General features: G+C 29.2%; 19 protein-coding genes. 16 read left to right on the top strand and 3 right to left on the bottom strand.

Features of this window, described 5'->3' with window-relative positions:
* Nucleotides 1–5: 5 nt before the first annotated feature.
* On the bottom strand, nucleotides 6–551 hold the full coding sequence (locus tag COL3_RS28085) for a DUF6512 family protein (RefSeq protein ID WP_008427416.1): 546 nt from the start codon (nucleotides 549–551) through the stop codon (nucleotides 6–8).
* A gap of 466 nt (nucleotides 552–1,017) precedes the next feature.
* Here COL3_RS28085 and COL3_RS28080 point away from each other — a divergent pair, with 466 nt between their 5' ends.
* From COL3_RS28080 to COL3_RS28060, 5 genes are all read left to right on the top strand, one after another.
* The gene (locus COL3_RS28080) at nucleotides 1,018–2,190 is read left to right on the top strand and encodes a malic enzyme-like NAD(P)-binding protein (protein WP_008427418.1); all 1,173 of its coding nucleotides are present in this window, start codon (nucleotides 1,018–1,020) and stop codon (nucleotides 2,188–2,190) included.
* A gap of 236 nt (nucleotides 2,191–2,426) precedes the next feature.
* Nucleotides 2,427–3,398, top strand: coding sequence for a 2-keto-3-deoxygluconate permease (locus COL3_RS28075; protein ID WP_008427420.1), 972 nt, complete (start codon nucleotides 2,427–2,429; stop codon nucleotides 3,396–3,398).
* A 375-nt stretch (nucleotides 3,399–3,773) separates the two neighbouring features.
* Complete coding sequence (locus COL3_RS28070) at nucleotides 3,774–5,273, top strand: sensor histidine kinase (RefSeq protein WP_242982209.1); 1,500 nt, start codon at nucleotides 3,774–3,776, stop codon at nucleotides 5,271–5,273.
* Complete coding sequence (locus COL3_RS28065) at nucleotides 5,266–5,955, top strand: response regulator (RefSeq protein ID WP_008427424.1); 690 nt, start codon at nucleotides 5,266–5,268, stop codon at nucleotides 5,953–5,955. Before COL3_RS28070 ends, COL3_RS28065 begins: the two co-directional genes overlap by 8 nt.
* Before the next feature lie 116 nt (nucleotides 5,956–6,071).
* The gene (locus tag COL3_RS28060) at nucleotides 6,072–8,075 is read left to right on the top strand and encodes a 2-isopropylmalate synthase (protein WP_008427427.1); all 2,004 of its coding nucleotides are present in this window, start codon (nucleotides 6,072–6,074) and stop codon (nucleotides 8,073–8,075) included.
* A gap of 119 nt (nucleotides 8,076–8,194) precedes the next feature.
* Here the strand turns inward: COL3_RS28060 and COL3_RS28055 are convergent, their stop codons facing one another.
* Complete coding sequence (locus COL3_RS28055; protein ID WP_008427428.1) at nucleotides 8,195–8,962, bottom strand: 3'-5' exonuclease; 768 nt, start codon at nucleotides 8,960–8,962, stop codon at nucleotides 8,195–8,197.
* Nucleotides 8,963–9,138: 176 nt separating this feature from the next.
* On the opposite strand from COL3_RS28055, the gene COL3_RS28050 reads away from it, so the two are divergent.
* From COL3_RS28050 to COL3_RS28000, 11 genes are all read left to right on the top strand, one after another.
* A complete protein-coding gene (locus COL3_RS28050) occupies nucleotides 9,139–10,719 on the top strand; it encodes a [Fe-Fe] hydrogenase large subunit C-terminal domain-containing protein (RefSeq protein WP_008427429.1) in 1,581 nt (526 codons plus the stop codon).
* A gap of 281 nt (nucleotides 10,720–11,000) precedes the next feature.
* Nucleotides 11,001–11,294 (top strand): hypothetical protein, encoded by a 294-nt coding sequence (locus COL3_RS28045; protein WP_099716791.1) that lies wholly within the window; start codon nucleotides 11,001–11,003, stop codon nucleotides 11,292–11,294.
* Between the two features lie 304 nt (nucleotides 11,295–11,598).
* Complete coding sequence (locus COL3_RS28040; protein ID WP_008427431.1) at nucleotides 11,599–12,498, top strand: EamA family transporter; 900 nt, start codon at nucleotides 11,599–11,601, stop codon at nucleotides 12,496–12,498.
* An 89-nt stretch (nucleotides 12,499–12,587) separates the two neighbouring features.
* Nucleotides 12,588–13,376: a YdcF family protein gene (locus tag COL3_RS28035; protein ID WP_008427432.1), complete on the top strand. Its 789-nt coding sequence runs from the start codon at nucleotides 12,588–12,590 to the stop codon at nucleotides 13,374–13,376.
* A 286-nt stretch (nucleotides 13,377–13,662) separates the two neighbouring features.
* On the top strand, nucleotides 13,663–14,229 hold the full coding sequence (locus COL3_RS28030) for a DUF5317 family protein (protein ID WP_008427433.1): 567 nt from the start codon (nucleotides 13,663–13,665) through the stop codon (nucleotides 14,227–14,229).
* A complete protein-coding gene (locus COL3_RS28025) occupies nucleotides 14,217–14,687 on the top strand; it encodes a hypothetical protein (protein WP_008427434.1) in 471 nt (156 codons plus the stop codon). The genes COL3_RS28030 and COL3_RS28025 overlap by 13 nt, the downstream gene beginning before the upstream one ends.
* Nucleotides 14,674–15,306: an accessory gene regulator B family protein gene (locus tag COL3_RS28020; protein WP_008427435.1), complete on the top strand. Its 633-nt coding sequence runs from the start codon at nucleotides 14,674–14,676 to the stop codon at nucleotides 15,304–15,306. The genes COL3_RS28025 and COL3_RS28020 overlap by 14 nt, the downstream gene beginning before the upstream one ends.
* Before the next feature lie 27 nt (nucleotides 15,307–15,333).
* The gene (locus COL3_RS28015) at nucleotides 15,334–15,459 is read left to right on the top strand and encodes a cyclic lactone autoinducer peptide (RefSeq protein ID WP_008427436.1); all 126 of its coding nucleotides are present in this window, start codon (nucleotides 15,334–15,336) and stop codon (nucleotides 15,457–15,459) included.
* Between the two features lie 59 nt (nucleotides 15,460–15,518).
* Nucleotides 15,519–17,198, top strand: coding sequence for a diguanylate cyclase (locus tag COL3_RS28010; protein WP_008427437.1), 1,680 nt, complete (start codon nucleotides 15,519–15,521; stop codon nucleotides 17,196–17,198).
* 207 nt (nucleotides 17,199–17,405) lie between these two features.
* Nucleotides 17,406–17,948 (top strand): signal peptidase I, encoded by a 543-nt coding sequence (gene lepB / locus COL3_RS28005; RefSeq protein ID WP_008427438.1) that lies wholly within the window; start codon nucleotides 17,406–17,408, stop codon nucleotides 17,946–17,948.
* A gap of 440 nt (nucleotides 17,949–18,388) precedes the next feature.
* The gene (locus COL3_RS28000) at nucleotides 18,389–18,817 is read left to right on the top strand and encodes a hypothetical protein (protein WP_008427439.1); all 429 of its coding nucleotides are present in this window, start codon (nucleotides 18,389–18,391) and stop codon (nucleotides 18,815–18,817) included.
* Nucleotides 18,818–18,973: 156 nt separating this feature from the next.
* Here the strand turns inward: COL3_RS28000 and COL3_RS27995 are convergent, their stop codons facing one another.
* The gene (locus COL3_RS27995; RefSeq protein WP_008427440.1) at nucleotides 18,974–20,026 is read right to left on the bottom strand and encodes a galactose ABC transporter substrate-binding protein; all 1,053 of its coding nucleotides are present in this window, start codon (nucleotides 20,024–20,026) and stop codon (nucleotides 18,974–18,976) included.
* Between the last annotated feature and the right edge of the window lie 156 nt (nucleotides 20,027–20,182).

The raw sequence follows: 20,182 nt of genomic DNA, 5'->3' as shown, positions 1-20,182 counted from the left end.
TTTATTTACTGAAGTCCATATTGTTTTGTGATAGGATCCATAAAAATTGGTAATTTAGGTGGAAAGAAAGTAAAAAGTGTAAAGCAGAGTATTATTAACAAACCTATTAGTGAAGAGATATAATAGTCGAAAATAGTTATTTTCATATATTTATAAAGGTGAAGTGATAGACACTGAGCTATAAAAAGACCTAGGAACAATGAAAAGATATCAAGTAATAATGAATGTATTCCAAGAGCACCGGTGTAAGTATAGTAAAAACAAGTTATAACAACAGCGCTAACAATAACTGAAATAACACAGCAAATGCTCCATTTATAATAGTTAATCTTATTTTGAAACAATAGGAAACCTGATATGTACCAAATGAAAGTGGGGTAGGTAGAAAGTTTTAAGTGTTCCCAAATACTTTCGTTAACAGGGGTAAAAATTCCAACGATAATTGATTTTCCACTCCACTCAAATGCAAAGTGAAATAGTGAACCAAGTAAAAACATAATTGGAACACCAATTAGAAACCAGGATTCAGGAGTTACAAGAATATTTCTCATAATGAGTAAACCTCCAAATTTAATATATTAAGAAACAAAGAAATTAATTAAGTTTAGAAAAAAATATATAATAAATATATGAAGTATATAAATAATTTAGGACTTAACGTTCTAGTATAAAAATTTATACATTAAATTAATTGTAGGTAAAACAAAGCAACAAATTAAGAATAAATACTCTATACAAGGTTAAAATAAACTACTCATTTTTTATGGGTAGTTTTTATTTTTAATAAAATTGATAGAATATTTTAAAAATATAGATACAGGATCAAGTGTTAATTTGTAAGGGATTAAAGGTATTGTTAAACAAAACACAAAGTATTCTTAATTTACTAAATGTATTTTAAAGTTACTAAATATTTTAAATTTTCAGACAAAATGATATTATCTAGTTACACCAAACAACAACAATAAAGTATTAAATATCAAATGTAAATGTTTAGATATAGAGGAGATGTTTTAAATGAATTATTTTGAAGAAAGCTTAAAATTACATGAAGAAAAACAAGGAAAGATTTCAATAGAGTCTAAAGTTAAAGTTGAAACAAGAGACGATCTAAGCCTTGCATATACACCAGGAGTTGCAGAACCTTGCAGAAAAATTCATGAAGATCAAGAAAACGTCTACAAGTATACTTCGAAAGGAAATTTAGTAGCAGTAGTTACAGATGGTTCAGCAGTTCTCGGACTTGGAGATATAGGGCCAATGGCTGGAATGCCTGTAATGGAAGGTAAAGCAATATTATTTAAAGAATTTGCAAATGTAGATGCGTTTCCTATACTGGTAGATTCTAAAGATGTAGATGAAATAGTTAATGCAGTTAGATTAATAGCACCAACTTTTGGTGGAATAAACTTAGAAGATATTGGGGCACCAAGATGCTTTGAAGTTGAAGAAAAACTTAAGAAGTTAATTGATATTCCTGTATTCCATGACGACCAACATGGAACAGCAATAGTAACGCTAGCAGGTGTTTTAAATGCATTAAAAGTAGTGGATAAGAAAATTGGAGATATAAAAGTAGTTGTAAATGGAGCAGGAGCTGCGGGAACTGCGATAGCTAAACTTTTATTATCTTCAGGAGTAAAAAATTTAATTGCTTGTGACAGATCAGGAATTTTGTATAGAGGAATGGAAAATATTGATTCGTCTAAACAAGCATTAGCAGAAATAACAAATCCAGATAATATCAAGGGTAATCTTTCAGACGCTTTAGTTGGTGCAGACTTATTTATTGGAGTATCTGCGCCGGGAGTATTAAAACCTGAAATGGTCAAAGCAATGAATAAGGATTCAATAATTTTTGCAATGGCAAATCCTACACCAGAAATAATGCCAGATGAAGCAAAAGCAGCAGGTGCTAGGGTTGTAGGAACAGGACGTTCTGATTTCCCGAATCAAGTAAATAATGTTTTGGCTTTTCCAGGAATATTTAGAGGAGCTTTAGATGTTAGGGCAAGAGAGATAAATGAAGAAATGAAAATTGCTGCAGCTTATGCAATAGCTAATTATATTAAAGATGAAGATTTAAATGAAGATAACGTAATTCCAAGTTCATTAGATAAAAATGTAGCTGCAAAAGTAGCAGAAGCAATTGCAAAAGCTGCAAGAGAAAGTGGAGTTGCAAGAAAATAAGAGATAATATTTTGAAGATTTGAAATATTAGCTGAGTTTGTACATGAGTCTAAGTGGTCGGGTTTAATATTTTTAGAGCATGTACAAACTGAGGCTAAGAATTATAGAGTAATAATTTGACTAAATAATAAAATTCCACAAAATCATAGTTGAGTGATAAAAAAATAATAAAAACTTATTATGTATTCTATGTAAAGGTTTAAAGATTAAAAATAGAAATTTTAGGAGGTATAAATATGCAAATTCCAATAAAGAAAACACTTGATAAAATCCCAGGGGGCATGATGGTCGTTCCACTTTTTCTAGGAGTATTAGTTAATACATTTTGCCCACAAGTATTAAAAATCGGAGGCTTTACAACTGCATTATTTAGTTCAGCGGCATCATCAACGATTTTAGCTTGTTTCATGTTTTTGATTGGTTCACAAATTAACTTTAAGTTAGCGCCAAAGGCAATAAAGAAAGGTGCAATATTAATATCAGGAAAATTTATAGTAGGTGCTGGTATTGGTATAATAGTAGGAAAAGTTTTTGGACCAGCAGGAGTATTAGGGTTATCACCACTAGCAATCCTTTCTGCATTAACAAATTGTAATGGTGGATTATATGCGTCATTAGCTTCACAATATGGCGATGAAACTGATGTTGGTGCATATGCTTTATTATCTTTAAAAGATGGCCCATTTTTCACATTGGTCGCATTGGGTGCATCAGGACTTGCGCAAGTTCCTTTTATGGCGCTTGTAGCAGTAATGGTTCCGATAGTAATAGGTATGATTTTAGGTAATATTGATCCAGAAATGAGAAAATTTCTTGGAAGCAGTAAAATGTTATTAATTCCATTCTTTTCATTCCCATTAGGTGCAGGAATGAATCTTTCAACTATTGTAACAGCTGGGGGTCCTGGTATATTATTAGGAGTAATAGCTTCACTAACTGGAATCGGAGCTTTCATACTTCTAAAATTGTTTAGAGAAGAGCCTATAATTGGACTAGCAACAGGATCAACTGCAGGAAACGCTGTAGCTACACCAGCAGCTGTTGCAGTAGCAGATCCAACACTAGCTGCTATAGCAACAATTGCTACTGCTCAAGTTGCAGCTGCATGTGTAGTATCTGCTATCGTTTGTCCATTCATTGTATCTTATGTATTTAAATTACTTCGAAATAGTAAAGCAAAAAAGTTAAACAGTGAAGTTGCAGCATAAAAAATTACTAGAGAAACTTTAATATATTAATAAAAATAATTTCTATTCTAAAACTTAACACTGTATATAAAAAATGGACAATCACCTGTTGAATCAATAGGTGATTGTCCTGATTTCAATGTATTTTTTAGGATAATAATATAGATGTGAAAGAAGTGGTTCAGCAGTTGGCAGATGTGATACTTTAAGCAAATACCTATCGGAAATTATTTTGTAATAATTAATTCTTTGTATATAATTAATATAAATCTAATGAATAAAATATATAGCTAAATAAAGGGTGATAAAATGAAATTAAAAGGAAAAATAATATCCTTTGTAATAATTATTCTTATAATTTCTATTGGAAGCATAACTATACTTTCATTTATTGAAATGAAAAATTTATTAAGAGATCAAATAGATAAAAATATGTTAAACATAGCTGATTCCATTGCATCAACTTATGAAGTTAAAGAATGTTTAATGGGGAATAAAAATATCTCTGATGAATTATTAAATAATGAAGTAGAGAAAGCTCGAATAAAGACAAATGTTGAATATATAGTGGTTATGGATATGAATGGAACAAGGTATTCTCATCCGGATAAAAGTAAAATTGGTGAAAAGTTTGTTGGGGGAGATGAAGAAAGGGTATTAAAAACTGGAGAGCAATATATCTCAATGGCTAGTGGTAGCCTTGGGGCAGCTGTAAGAGCTTTTGTACCTGTTTATGATGATAATAATAAGCAGATAGGGGCAGTAGCAGTTGGGATGTTATATAATAAATTTGATAATGAAGTATACACAAAAATGTATAAGTTTATACCTATTGTATTAATGGGGCTAATTTTAGGAGTTTCAGGTGCTATAGCTCTTTCCTATGATATAAAAAAAGCTATATTTGGTCTTGAACCTGAAGAAATAGCATTAAATTTAAAGCAGAAAGAAATTGTAATTGAAAACATAAAAGAAGGTATAATTGCTTTAGACAATAATGGGGACATAACATTGTTTAATGAGCGAGCCGGTGAAATTTTAAAACTAACTCAGGAAGATATAGGAAAACCAATCACTAATTTTACATATGAAAGTATGGTTCAAATGGTGCTAAATACCGGAAAATCAATGGAGAATATAGAAATAAAAGTGCGTCCAGGCTTAAATATTATGTGTAAATATAGTATTATCAGGGGACTTAAAAATAAAATTTTAGGTTTAGTTGTAACTTTTGAGGACTTAACTGAAGTACGTAAAATGGCTGAAGAACTAACTGGTATACGTAAAATGACTTGGTCACTTAGAGCACAGAATCATGAATTTATGAATAAATTACACACAATTTCTGGACTTATTCAATTGGAAGAATATGATGAAGTAACTAAGTTTATTAATACCATTGTTGAAAGTAAAAAGAGTATAACAACTATAATATCTGATAAAATTAAGAATGTATCCTTAGCAGCATTAATATTATCAAAATATAGTAAATGTGAAGAAGAAAGAATTAATTTAATTATAGATGATACTTCGAAAATTACTAAGCTGCCTAAGTATATGACATCTGAAGAACTTGTGTCTATAGTTGGAAATTTAATAGACAATTCTATAGACGCAGTTAAAAATGACGGAACTGGTGAAATATATATGAAGATACTTGAAGAAGAGGAAAAAGTAAAAATAATTGTAAAAGATAATGGTCCAGGTATTAGTAAGGATATGAAAAATTCTATTTATAACATGGGAACTACAAGTAAAGAAGGGGAGCGAGGCTTTGGCATGTATATAGTTAAAAAAATTATTGACGAAGCTGAAGGAAACATTAATTTTAAAGTAAGCAATGGCACTGAGTGGAGTGTAACCATACCTATGGAAAGGAGCTATAAACATGATTAAAACTATGATTGTTGAAGATGATCCCATGGTTAGGCAAATAAACTCTAAATTTTTAGATAAAGTTCAAGGTTTTGTATTAGAGAAAGCTGTTAGCAATCTTTCAGAGGCAAAAGAAATTTTGGAGAATAATACTATAGATTTAATTTTGCTAGATGTTTTTCTTCCAAATGAAAATGGCATAGATTTATTGAAGTGGTTAAGAAAAAATGAAATATCATCAGATGTAATATTAATTACAGCGGATAAGAGTATAGATAGAGTAAAAGATGCTTTTCGATATGGAGTTGTAGACTATTTAATAAAACCTTTTACATTTGAAAGGTTTAATGAAGCTCTTAGCATTTTTAGAGAGAGAATAAATAGTTTTAAAAGTAATGAAACAATTGAGCAGGTTGAGCTTGATAAGCTTATTTTAGCTAGTAAAAACAAAGAAGGTAATGAAGAGGAATTAAAATTAAACCTTGAAAAGGGGTTTAATAAGTATACCTATAACTCAATAGTAACGGAACTTGACAATATTAAAGATGAGTATTTTACTACAGAAGAATTATCTGAAAAATTAGGTATAGCAAAAGTTACTGTTAGAAAATATCTTGATTATATGAGTAAGCAAGGTCAATTAGAAAAGATTATTGAGTATGGGAAAGTTGGAAGGCCATTATATAAATATAGATTAAAATAGATCAATAAAAATGATTAAATATGTCACTGGGACTTGCGTTTAAAATGTGTTATGCTATATAACATAAAATCTAAGAAACGGAAGAGAGTCATAAAATATTTAGGAGAGTGAAAGTTATGGAGAATTTTCAAAAGTATAAGAGAATGTATTTTATGCCACCAGTGGTGACGTATGATTGGGTAAAGAAAGATTATATAGATAAGGCACCTAGATGGTGTAGCGTTGATTTGCGTGATGGAAATCAAGCATTAATTGAACCTATGAGCTTAGAAGAAAAATTAGAGTTCTTTAAGATGTTGATAGAAATAGGATTTAAGGAAATTGAGGTTGGATTTCCAGCTGCTTCTGAAACAGAATATCAATTTTTAAGAACGTTGATTGAGAAGGATATGATTCCAGCTGATGTTTCAATTCAGGTGCTAACCCAAGCAAGAAAGCACATTATAGAAAAAACATTTGAAGCAGTAAAAGGCGCGCCACATGCCATAATTCATTTATACAATTCTACATCTGTTGCTCAAAGAGAGCAGGTATTTGGTAAATCTAAAGATGAAATTAAAAAACTTGCAGTTGATGGAGCTAAACTTTTGAAAAAAATTGCTGAGAAAGAGAAAGGCAATTATTCATTTCAATATAGTCCAGAAAGTTTTCCAGGAACTGAAGTAGATTATGCGTTAGAAGTATGTAATGCTGTTTTAGATGTTTGGAAACCTACAAAAGAAAAGAAAGCAATTATTAATATTCCAACTACAGTTGAAAATGCCATGCCTCATGTGTTTGCCTGTCAAGTCGAATATATTCATAAGAATTTGAAATTTAGAGATGCTGTAACATTATGTTTACACCCACATAATGATAGAGGATCAGGGGTAAGTGATGCGGAGCTTGGTATACTTGCAGGAGCAGATAGAGTAGAGGGAACTCTATTTGGTAATGGTGAGAGGACGGGAAATTTAGATATTATTACGGTTGCTATGAATCTTTATTCACATGGAGTGGACCCAAAGCTTAATTTAAGAAATATGTCCGAAATATGTGAAGTTTACGAAAGATTAACGAGAATGCAAGTAGGTATGCGTCAGCCTTATGCAGGTGAATTAGTATTTACAGCTTTTTCAGGCTCTCATCAGGATGCTATTTCAAAGGGAATGAAATGGCGTGAAAATAATTCGGATGATTATTGGGAGGTACCTTATTTGCCAATTGATCCAATGGATGTTGGGCGTCAGTATGATTCTGATGTAATACGTATCAATAGTCAATCGGGTAAAGGTGGGGTTGATTATATATTGCAAAAGAATTTTGGGATTTCACTTCCAAAGCAAATGAGGGAAGCATTTGGATATACAGTTAAAGATGTATCTGATAAAGCTCATAAAGAATTAACTCCTGAGGTGATTTATAAGATTTTAGAAGAAAAATATATTCGTAATTCACATGTATTTCAAATTCCAGAATGTCACTTTAGACAGGGAACAAAAATCACAGCTGACACCACAATTTGCCATGGTGGGAAAACACAATGTGTGACATCACAAGGAAATGGAAGATTGGATGCAGTAAGCAATGCAATTAAGGAATATTTTAAAGTTAACTATGAGTTAGATGTTTATGAAGAGCATTCATTATCTAGTGGTTCTTCTTCGAAAGCAGTTACTTATGTGGGGATAAAATGTAATGATAAGCATTATTGGGGAGTAGGAATAGAAGATGATATTATAAATTCTTCTATAGCAGCTTTAGCAGTAGCAGTTAATCAGTTAGATGAAATTAAGAATATGAGGAGATCTGATGAAAGAATGACTGAAGTATTGCATTATATTCAATCTAATTATAAAACAGTGACTTTAGAAAAACTTTCAGAAAAGTTCTTTTTATCGAAGCCGTACTTATCAAAATATATTAAGGAAAGTACTAATAGTACATTTGGAGATATAGTTAAGCAAATTAGAATGGACAAAGCAAAGAACCTGCTAAAAGGAAGTGGCATGACCGTAGAGAACATAGCAGAGCAGGTAGGCTATGAAAATGTCGAGCACTTCATAAGATTATTTAAAAAAGCTCATGGAGTAACACCTGTAGAATTCAGAAATAATATTCCTAAGCAAAAGGACAAATAGTAATATAATAAATTCTTGGTACAAAGAATATAAAGGATAGCACAATAGGAAGGTTATCCTTTTTTCTTTGAATAACAATAAAGTAAAATACTATAATGTCATAGATTAAAATGTAAATATTATTTTTTTATAATGAACTGCCTTGTTCGTCCCATCATGTAAGCAAGTCTTATTATGGTCTTTTCTTCTTTTGTCATCTCTCTATTATAGATTTTTTCAAATTCATTTATTAGGGAAGTCATATCAATTTTTTCTTTAGGTTTTGATATCCTTTTTGATGGAGCAGGAGTGTATAACATAGGTTTCATAGTATTATTATAGATAATCTTAAAAATTTCTGCAGTATAAGCAGCATCATTAAAAGCATCATGAAATTCATTTTCCATTGGCAAATGCAAGAACTCTATTGTATTTCTTAATCCAATCCTTGACTTATTAGGAGCATTAAAATACTTTGAAGCATACTTTTGAACATCGATGTATTTATAGTTCTTTAAATCAGGCAAATTATAATATTTTATATTTCTAATAAGTTCCTTAATGTCAGCCATTCCCCAAACACATAGTATAACTTCTTCACTCCCAATAAACTTTACAAAATCTTCATAAACCTCAATAAAATTTTTGCATGAAACGATCTTATCAAGTGTTATTCTTGTCAAACTTTCTATGTAGGGATGAATGGATTTGTATAAAGTTGGTTTAACTAGAGAATCAAAAGTGGATACTGTTTCAAAGTTTTCATTAAGTTTTACTGCTCCAATTTGAATAATTTCAAAAGGCATATCTACACTTGAATCTTTTTTAGATTTAATAGTAGTACTACTCACTTCCGATGAACTATTTATTTTTTGGTTAAATTCTAAATCATATACAATATAATACATATATTCACCTGCTTTAATTAAAGGATTAGGATTATGGGGACTTAAATTTAATATATCTTAATTATATTATTACCAAGAGAAAAAGTAATTATATTTATTATTAAATAAATAGTAATATTAACTCCTCTGCAAAAGTAATTATAATATAGAATAAGTAATTTGGAGAAGTATAATATATGGGGAAATCAAAAAAGAATAGCAGAGTTCAAAATGATAATATAATGCAAATAAATAAAAAAAAATGCATAGGATGTACAGCATGCGCATTTACATGCGCTAAGGAAACTAAGGTAGCCATATTAAAAGAAGTTAATAATGGTAAAAAAACGGTGGATCCTAAACAAGGATCTTTTGGAGATAGCGGATGTATTTATTGTGGACAATGCGCAATAGCTTGCCCTACAGAAGCCATGAGTATAAGAAATGATGTGGAATTAGTAAAAGAAGCTTTAAATAGTGGAAAATACTTAGTATTAATTTCATCTCCTTCAGTTAAAGCAACCTTGGGGGAGCAATTTAATCTACCAATAGGTACTTACGTTGGCGGGAAAATAGCTCCTTCGGCTAAAAAATTAGGATTTCAAAATGTATTTGATACTGAGTTTGGAGCTGATATGGTAACAGTAGAAGAAAGTACTGAACTGATAAAGAGAATCGCTAATAAAGAAAGGCTTCCAATGTTCACATCATGTTGCTCAGCTTGGATTAGATATGCAGAACACTTTCATCCAGAAGTATTACAATATATTTCAACTTCAAAATCTCCACAGCAGCTGATGGGAGCAGGCATAAAAACATATTTTGCAGATACGTATAATATTTTACCCAATAATATAGTTACAGTTTCTGTTAATTCATGTGCAGCAAAAAAATATGAAGCTGAGAGAGAGGAAATGGGGAGAAATAACTATAAGGACGTTGATATAGTTTTGACTACTAGTGAATATGCTGAAATTTTGAAAGAAAAAGGAATAGATATTACAGCGATACCTAATGAGCAAACTAATCCTTTTATGAGCGAACATACCGGGGCAGCAGATATATTTGGGATAAGTGGAGGTGCAATGAACTCAATACTTAGAACAGCTGCAAATTATTTAAATAGTGACATATCAGAAGTGAGCCGTATGCAATTTAACAAAGTTTTCGGGTATGATAATATCAAAGAAGCTAATATTTCTTTGGGAGGTCAAAAATACAAAGTAGCAGTAATTAATGGATTAAGAGAAATAGATGGATTCTTAAATAGTGGAAAGTGGAAGGATTATCTGTATATTGAAGTTATGGCTTGCCGTGGGGGGTGTGTAAATGGAAGTGGAGCACCAAGAATTGAAAAAAAATCTGACATTAATGAGAACTTATGTATTATCTGTGGTACGTGCATTGAAAATTGTCCAGTTAATGCCATCCAATATAATGTAAATGGAAGGGCAGAAGTACAAAAAGAAAAATGTGTTGGATGCAAATTATGTAGCAATATTTGCAGGGCTAATGCAATAAAAATTCAGTTGTACGATAAAGCAACAAATAGCTTAATTGAAAAAGACTATATAAAGTCTAGAACAGATGTTTTAAGTGATATAGATATAAAATCAGTAAAAAGAGTTTCAGATGAAAATGAAAGGATTCATAATATGTATAAAAATTATATTGGGGAACCTGATGGAGTAAAAGCAAATGAGCTTCTTCATACGAGTTATTATGATAAATCTACTCACCTTCAAAATAGACTTGATAAGAAAAGAAAAAAGCATTAAAATAAAATTTGGTTTAATTATTGAAAAAGTATTTTGGGTGGTTTTGGAAAGTGTTAATTTTATTGCTTAAATATGTTACTGAAATAAATATATAAAAGTAACAGTTTCCCTTATTTGCCTATAATTTTTGAAGATAGATTAGACTTAGCGTTTAATCTATTTTTTTAGATTTTAATAAAATGAAGTTTAGTTAAGATATGAATGGTTTATTGAATAAGCATAAAGGGAAAAATAAAATTACTAAAATACAAATAATAAAATATAACGGAGGTGGATTAAATATGGAGGAGATTTTAGAATATGAAATAAAGTACCCAAGTTTAGATATAATGAGATTAATTAAAGATAGAAAGTTATTTGATTACGAAATGATATATGCGCATGTTAAAGAATATCAAAAGGGATTTAAAGTTAAAGTTGTAAGTAAGACTTATAAGAGTGGAACAAATTTTACTTATGTTAAAATAAATAATAAAGATGAACTTAAAGAGTATAAGGGAAATTTAATTGGAATGATTGAAGAATACAATGAAAAGTATAATGAAAAGATAACCTTAGAGGATATTACGTTATAATTGAAAATAATGAGATTGTTATAAACTTTCTTGAGTTTTGGTAATATATGTTAGAGTGTTGATAATATAAGTTTACAAATGGCTTTATATACTTTTGATAGAAGAGGAACATAAAGTTATTATGGACTATAAGAGATAGATTATTCTCAAAGGTTTAATCTATCTTTTTTATTTTGTTAAAATTTCTAGAGTTTAATATATCCCGCATACTACATTTGAAAACTATATTCATAATTCTATAAAAAAACATGGTATAATTTATTAATTAAAGATATTGAATGTAAAAAAGAAAGTGAGAGAAACAATGAAACTCAATGGAAGGGAAAAAGGAATAGCATTAATACTTATAAGTGCTATGCTATGGGGGGTATCTGGAACAGTTGCTCAATATTTATTTGAAAAAAGTCAATTTACCCCAGAATGGCTGGTAAGCATTAGATTATTATTATCAGGGCTAATTTTACTAATATATGCATTCATAATAGGTAATAAAGGAATATGGGATGTTTGGAAATCTAAATATGACTGTCTGAATATTTTATTATTTGGTATTGCAGGAATGTTAAGTGTTCAATATACTTATTTTGCTGCTATAAAATATGGAAATGCGGCAACAGCAACGATACTTCAATATTTATCTCCTGTAATAATAACTTGCTATTTAGCAATTAGAAGCAAGAGGTGTCCAAGCGTCGTGGAAATATTAAGTGTTGTGTTAGCTATGTTAGGAACATTTTTAATAATTACAAAGGGCAATGTAAATAGCATTTCAATATCCAAGTTAGCGTTATTTTGGGGAATAAGTTCAGCTTTCGCAGCTGCCTTTTATACATTGCAGCCTAAATATTTATTAAATAAATTCGGTTCTACGATTACTGTGGCATGGGGGATGCTTATAGGCGGGATAGTATTTAGTTTTATTCACAAACCATGGAACTTTACTGGTACTTGGTCGATGAATTCGGTCCTGGCTGTTATATTTGTAGTTTTATTTGGAACCTTAATTGCTTTTTATTGCTATTTGGAAAGCTTAAAGTATGTACATCCAACAGAAGCTAGTATACTATCATCAGCAGAGCCATTATCAGCTGCTATTTTATCTGTATTATGGCTTAATATTCCGTTAGGGATAGCGCAATGGATAGGAACTACATTAATTATTATAACGATTGTAATTCTATCTTTTACAAAGGCAAATAAATAGATATGTTTTGGAAAAGATAGTTTTGATAATAAGTAGTAAATGTTTTAAGTGTGAAAATAGATAACGTTCATTAAAATATAGGAGGAATTATGGAAAAAGAAAAAATTCAATATTGTATTAATAAAATAGCTGAATTTCTTGCGGCTAGAGATATTAATAATTTGGATAGTAGAGAACTGGAAAAAGAGTATGGAATTAAGAAGGTTGACATTTTGGTTTTATTAGGAAATTCTATTCCATATACCATAGAATGTACTGCTGAGGCGATTAGGAATAATTTATGCGATAAAATTTTAATTAATGGGGGAATAGGTCACTCTACAGAACTTTTAAGGAAGCAAATTAGAAATAATAATAATTTTAATTTTATTGATGTAGATAATAAAGCTGAAGCTGATATATTTTTTGAAATTATGACTAAGTTTTATAATATCGAACCAAATAAAATAATTGTAGAAAATAAATCTACTAATTGCGGAGATAATGCTTTAAAGGCAGTAAAATTGCTAGAGGAATTAAATATTAATTATAGCTCATTACTTTTGATTCAAGACCCTACTATGCAGCTTAGGACTTATGCATCATTTTTGAAATATATTGATTATAAAAAAACTAAAATCATAAACTATGCTCCTTTTATTCCGATAATTAATAATGATTTAAAATTAATTAATAGTGATGTTGATGGAATTTGGAATGAGGAAAGATATTTTCAACTCATTATGGGCGAAATACCAAGATTAAAGGATGATGAATATGGATATGGTCCTAAGGGAAAAAACTTTATTGCTCATATTGATATTCCAGTGGAAATTGAGAAATGTTATAAGGAATTGAGAACCTTAAACTTAAATAATGAGTTTTATAAAAGATGTTAGTTTTAAACATAAATTAAATTAGAATATGGGAAGGGTAAGAGAATTGAAATAAAAACTCCTACCTTTTTTTCTGTAAAATTAGTAATTTGATTTTTGATTTTGAAAATCGTAAGGGATACTGTAGGTCAAATAAGTTAGATTGATTAAATATATTTTGAAACTTGGGTGAAAAAATCAGGTATAATATAAATAATTCTCTGAAAAATGTGGTAATGAAGGGAAAATGATATTATAATGTATGTTATGAAATAGTAGAATAAGTACTATATAATTTTTAGGAGGATTTATGGCGGAAACAGTATTGCTTGCTTTTCTATTGGCTAAAAAAAAAGGATATAAGGTAAAGCCATTGTTTAAATCATGGACTATTTATCCTTTGATTGTATTCCAAATAATTTATTTAATTGAACAAGCTATAATTTTTTCCGGAAATTATGAATATGTTGGATTTATAAGACGACTGGAACCTGTTTATTTAGGTTTACACTTACTGTTAATACTTAAGTATGAAATATATATAAGTTCAATAATAGGAGTAGTCTCAATGCTTTTCGGTGGGTTATTAAACAATATTGCAATTAAAGCTAATGGTGGTTTCATGCCGGCATATCCAACGTTATCTTATTTAACCGGGTATGTTAAACCAGATACTTTTAGTTTGGTAAAGGATATTCACATGTTAGGTAATTCACAAACCAATTTAAAAATATTAACTGATTTTATAGATGTAGGTTATAGTATTCTTAGTATTGGGGATGTGTTTATTAGAGTATTTGTTTTTATTGTAATATATAATTCTATCAAGAAAATTAACAATTTAGCATCAAAGGGGGAAATGACATGTTACAATTAACAGCGTTTGAATTTATAGTAAGAGCAATTCCGGAAGCATTTATAATTATTTTTGCAGGTTATATATTATCAAATAAAGAACTGAATATAAAAAGGTATTTAATTTCTAGTATTTTATTAGCAATAAGCACTTTTTTTATAAGAATGCTTCCAATAAATTATGGTGTACATACTATTTTGAGTATTATAATACAAATTATACTTCTAGTTTATATTAGTAAAATAGATATGATTTTAGCGATGAAATCTTCGATAATACTTACTATATGTTTGTTTATTGTTGAGTTATTAAATATGTTAGTATTAAACATTATTTTAAAGGAAAAGTTGGAATCTATAATGATTAATCCAATACCGAAAACAATATATGGGTTACCATCACTGTTTGGTTTTGCATTTATCATATTTGGTTATTATTATTTAAGAAAAAAGGGAAAATCTAAAAATGATAAGAATTGAAAATATATGTAAAAGAATTTCAAATAATATTTCAGAAGAATTAAATTTAGGTGATGATCAGAGAGAAGTAATAAATTACGGTATATTAGCTTTTATTCAAATGGGAATTTGCATATTGCTTGTAATGATTTTTGGATTAATTTTTGATGTTTGTGAAGAAGCATTAATAGTAGCTTTTACAATTAGTATACTAAGAAAAGCTTCAGGAGGAGTTCATGCCAGTTCGCCAGGAGGATGCGCTGTAATTGGAACTGTAATTAGTGTTGGCCTAGGATTAATATCGAAATACATGATTATTGATTTTAAATTTGTTGTTTTAGGGGGGATTTTTGCATTTATATGGTCGTATTATGTTGTGAAAAAATTAGCACCTGTAGATAGTCCAGCCAAGCCTATAAAGAATCTTCAAAAGAGAAATAGATTAAAAAAGAATTCCATGATGATTTTGAGTGTTTATTTAATTATTGTTATAGTTGAAATCGTATCATTTTACTTTAATAGTACTACAAATGCACTAAAATATTCTTTATGTATCTGCATGGGAATGCTATGGCAAGTTTTTTCACTAACTAAATATGGTCATTTAGTTGTAAGAAGATTAGATAAACTCTTTAAATAAGATTTAATTTAAAAGGAGGTGTATTAATTGAAAAAGAAGATTTTAATGACTATAGCAACAGCAGCAACAGTTTTTGCTTCAATCATAGCAACTTCAGCATGTGTTTTTGCCATATATCAACCAGAAGAACCAAAATGCTTAAGAGATGAATAATTAGCAAAAGATGAGGCTGGATATTTCAGTCTCATTATGATTATTATGAGGTATATTATATGAGAAACGTAAAGAACAATAGACAAAAGCAAATAAACGATATAGTATCCATAGTAAAATTATCCTCGCTTTTACTTATAGGTATTATATTCTGCAAGGAATTTGTTAAAAGCGATAGTTTGGAGGTAATTGCCTCAAAGTCGTCGTATACACTTGTGGGTCTGTTTGTGCCATTATTACTTTTAATTTTAATTTATCTAGGATGGTTGTTTTCAACTAAAAATAGCTTTTCAGTAGCAACTAATAAGATTGAGACACTGCTCTTTATAGCATTATTCTCAGGAGTAATATTTATCTGTGGTGCAGATAAAAGTCCATATAAATTTTTGTATCTGTTTATAATAATTACGACAACAATTCAATCAGGTATGAAGCAAGGAATTATAGTTTCAAGTATTTCAGCGATAATTATTTTATCAATGGATCTTTTTATTGAACCAAATACAGTTATAAATACGTATTTTGAAAATGACTTAATTTTAGCGGGAATATTTATATTAACAGCGTGGCCTTTGGGCTTTTATGTAAAAATCGAAGGAGAACATATAAATAAATTAGAAGAGATTGCCAATATTGATGGGCTCACTGAGTTGTATAATCATAGATATTTTTATGATACATTAATAGAGAAAATTAGGAGTGGAGAAAGGAATAATATGCCTGTATCCATGATTTTTTTAGATATAGATTATTTTAAACAATATAATGATACCCATGGACATCAAAAGGGAGATTATGTTCTTAAATTAATAGGAGAGATTATTAAGGTAAGCATACGAAGTCAAGACATAGCTGCAAGGTATGGTGGAGAGGAATTTGCGATATTATTGCCGGATACAAGTGAAGAACAGGCATTGAGTGTAGCAGAAAAATTAAGAGAAAAAATAGAATGTACATATTTCGAAGGAGAGGAGACTCAGCCTGGAAATAAAATTACTGCATCAATAGGGGTATCTGTTTATCCAGATAAAGCTAAAAATGATGTGGAGTTAATAAAAAGTGCCGATGATGCTCTATATAGGGCAAAGTTTTTTAATAAAAATAGGGTTGAGGTTTACACATCAATTTTAGATGAAATCAAAAAGAATATAGACGAAAAAGATATTGAGCTTGTTGCATCTATTAAAACTTTAATCAGCGTTATTAATGCTAAGGATAAATATACTTATGGACATGTTGAAAGAGTTGTAAGCTACTGTAGGATTATTGCTGATAAGCTTAAACTGAACAAAAAGAGCAGGGAAATTTTAATATATGGTGCTTACATGCATGACATAGGTAAAATTAATATTAGTAAAGAAATACTTCTAAAAAAGATGAAGCTTACTAATGAAGAATGGGAAGAGTTGAAACAGCATCCTGTTAACGGCGTGGAAATTATTCAATCTGTGGAATCACTGCAGGATATAAGTCCATTAATTTTATATCACCATGAAAGATATGATGGTAATGGTTATCCAAGTGGATTAAAAGGTGAGGCAATACCTTATCTAGCAAGAGTTCTTACAGTTGTAGACAGCTTCGATGCAATGACATCAAATAGACCATATAATAATAGGAAAACTTGTGAAGAGGGCTTAATAGAAATTGAAAGATGTGCAGGAACACAATTCGATCCAGAGATTGCAAAGGCCTTTATTGAAGCTATTAAAAGTGACTCTGGATTTGTTCTTGAATAGTATATGTATAAAAGGTAATAGGAAAAATTATTTTTTATTCGTAATGAGCTTAAGTAATATCTCTTTAGAAAATTAATAATCTGTATAATTTAAAGCATGGGAGTTGAAAATAGTTAGTAAAGAGGATATATTAAGAAGTGATAAAAAGATAAAAGTATAATATATCTAAGACTATTAAAAAATATGCAGTTTGAGGTGGGAGTTAGTTTGGAAGAGAATAATGAAATTAAAAAAAAAGGAACAGAGAAAAGTAATTTTTTTAAAGAATGGGTAATTCCAATACTTAGTGCGTTAGTAATAGTGTTTCTATTAAGGCAATTTGTATTTTTTAATGTATATGTTCCTACGGGATCAATGATTCCAACAATAAATAAAGATGATAAAGTATTAGTAACTAGGATATATAATTATGGGAACCTTAAAAGAGGAGATATAATTGTATTTTATTCTGATGAACTTGGTGAGACGTTGGTAAAGAGGTTAATAGGATTACCAGGGGATAAGATAGAAATAAGAAATGGCGAAGTATCTGTAAATGGTGAAAAATTAAACGAGGATTATGTAAAAAATAAAGACCAATATAATGGAAATTTTGAAGTGCCGGAGGGCAAGTACTTCTTCCTAGGAGACAATAGGCCAATATCATTGGATGCTCGATATTGGAAAGATCATTATATAGATAGTTCAAAAATTGAAGGAAAAGCTCAATTCGTATTTTATCAGTTTAATGATTTTGGAAAACTAAAATAATGTGATTGTTAAAAATACATTGGTAACACAATATTGGTTAGCTTTTATGTGAAAACTAACCAATATTGTGTTATTTTTAATAAAATTTATCTGGCGTTTATATATTAATTATGGTATTAATGAGGGAGAAGAGCAAAGATATAGTAATAGATAAAAAAGCCACAAATATTGTAAAAAATGACGGAATTACAGTCGGAAATAAAAAAATGTAGATAAAAAAGTAAAATATATAGATTATTTTGTCACATTATGTTATTATATATACATACACAGAAAAACAAATCCCAAGAATCTCAATAACTCATAATCTCATAATCTTATATCATTAATGCAGTCAAGTATTTGGCTGCATTTTTTATTCTAATTAGTAATTAAGGAGTAGCCTTTATAGTAAGTATTTCATATTATTAAATATAAAATAAGAAAGAAGGGTACTCTTAATGTTAGAAACAATTATTAAGCCGATTGAAAAAGTAATATCGAGCAGATTAGAAAAAACTGGACTGAAGAAAGAAATGTTAAAACATCCTAATTACGTAACAAAAGCTAAAGAAATATGGGATATGATTGATGAAGATTTTGGAATCTCAAACACAATAGAAAATATGTTAAAGCTAAAAATGGATAAATTTGATCAAACGTTGATTTCAAAATTTCCTGAATTGACACAAAAAGATATTACTGAATTAAAGGAAAATATAATTGGTGAGATTAGTGCAGGAAAAGATGCACTATTAAATCAGGTATATGGCATAAAACAATTGCAAGACATTAACGCTAAATTAAAGGAAGAAAATGAAAAACTTAAAAATCAATTAAGTCAAATTCAAGCAGCATTACCTTCAATCTATAATAAAGATGGAAAGTAAAAGAAGTTTTGATAGAGTTTTAAGAGTAGCCTTTATGGCTGCTCTTTCACGTTATGTAATATTAAATTTTGGGAAAAATATAATAAATGATTGTATTTAATTTTTATAATAATAAAATATGGTTATAATATTTGATGGTTAAATATTATATTATAACTATTTTTTATACTCATAATAAGGCATTTCGATTACAACACCAGTTTCATTAAATTTGTAATTGGTATTATCAAGAGGATTTTTATTGTAAACTAAATTCATTCCAATTTTATAAAGTGCCTCAGCCATAGCTGGAGCGTCTTGAACGACTGTCCCAGTCATTATACCCCTTTTAATTAATTCCCTTGCCTCTGGTATGGCGTTAGCGCCAACTACTGGAATTGTTTTTGAGGGATCGCCTGTGTTATAGCCATATTTTTGTAAAGCTTCAATGGCACCTATAGCCATTGTATCATCATTAGCAATTATTGATTCAATTTTTGTACTGAAACGTAAAAATATTTGTTCGAAGTCAACTTTTGCAGACTCTTTGGTATTCCCTGAAGTAACTTTTGCAATTTCTTGGGTCTTTATACCGGCATCATTAATTGTTGAAACTGAATATTTAGTTCGCGCAGAAGTTAAAGTATTATTACTTTTACTTGTTATCATAACATATTGAAGTATATTATCTTTATTTTTATCAATCAGTGCTTTATTATTAGTCCATTCGTTGACAATAATTTTTCCTTGCAACATACCAGATTGTGCTGCATCTGTTGCAACGACGAAAGCTTTTGGATAAGATTTAATAGAATCTGTCACTACTGGAGCTATATTAAATAAAATTACAGGAACATTTTTTTGCTTAACTTTATTAATGAATGAATCTACTGTATTTGTACTAATATCAACTAAGTTTGCTAATATTAAATCAAAATCAGTTTCAAAGACTGAAGTCATAGTTTCATTTTGTATATCTTGATTTCCTTTACCATCAAAGAAAAAAAATTCAATTTTCCCGCTATTCTCCTTTTGAATACTTTCTAAATTTTGTCGAACTAAAGAAATATAGGCATCATCAAAGGATGATATGAGGACAACAACTCTAATAGTTTTTCCAGGAACAGTTTGGGCACTTGTACATATACTATTTTTAGTACTACCTATAAATGTGATAAAGAATAAGATTAAAATTATAATAAAGATAAATGTTTTTCTAAATATTTTCATTGTAATCCTCCTTTAATATGCTTGAAAGAATTCGAACAGTTAATTTTATGTTCTCTTTCTAGATAAATTTTATTCTAAAATTTATCTAGAAACTAAAATAAATTGTTTTAATTTATATGTAGACAATAAATGGAAAAAGTATGTTTATAAAAAAGG

Origin of the sequence: Clostridium sp. LS, from assembly GCF_002760435.1 — a bacterium.
Classification (GTDB): Bacteria; Bacillota; Clostridia; order Clostridiales; family Clostridiaceae; genus Clostridium.
Note: the sequence above shows the minus strand (reverse complement) of the source record. Positions and strands in the feature narration are given on the sequence as shown.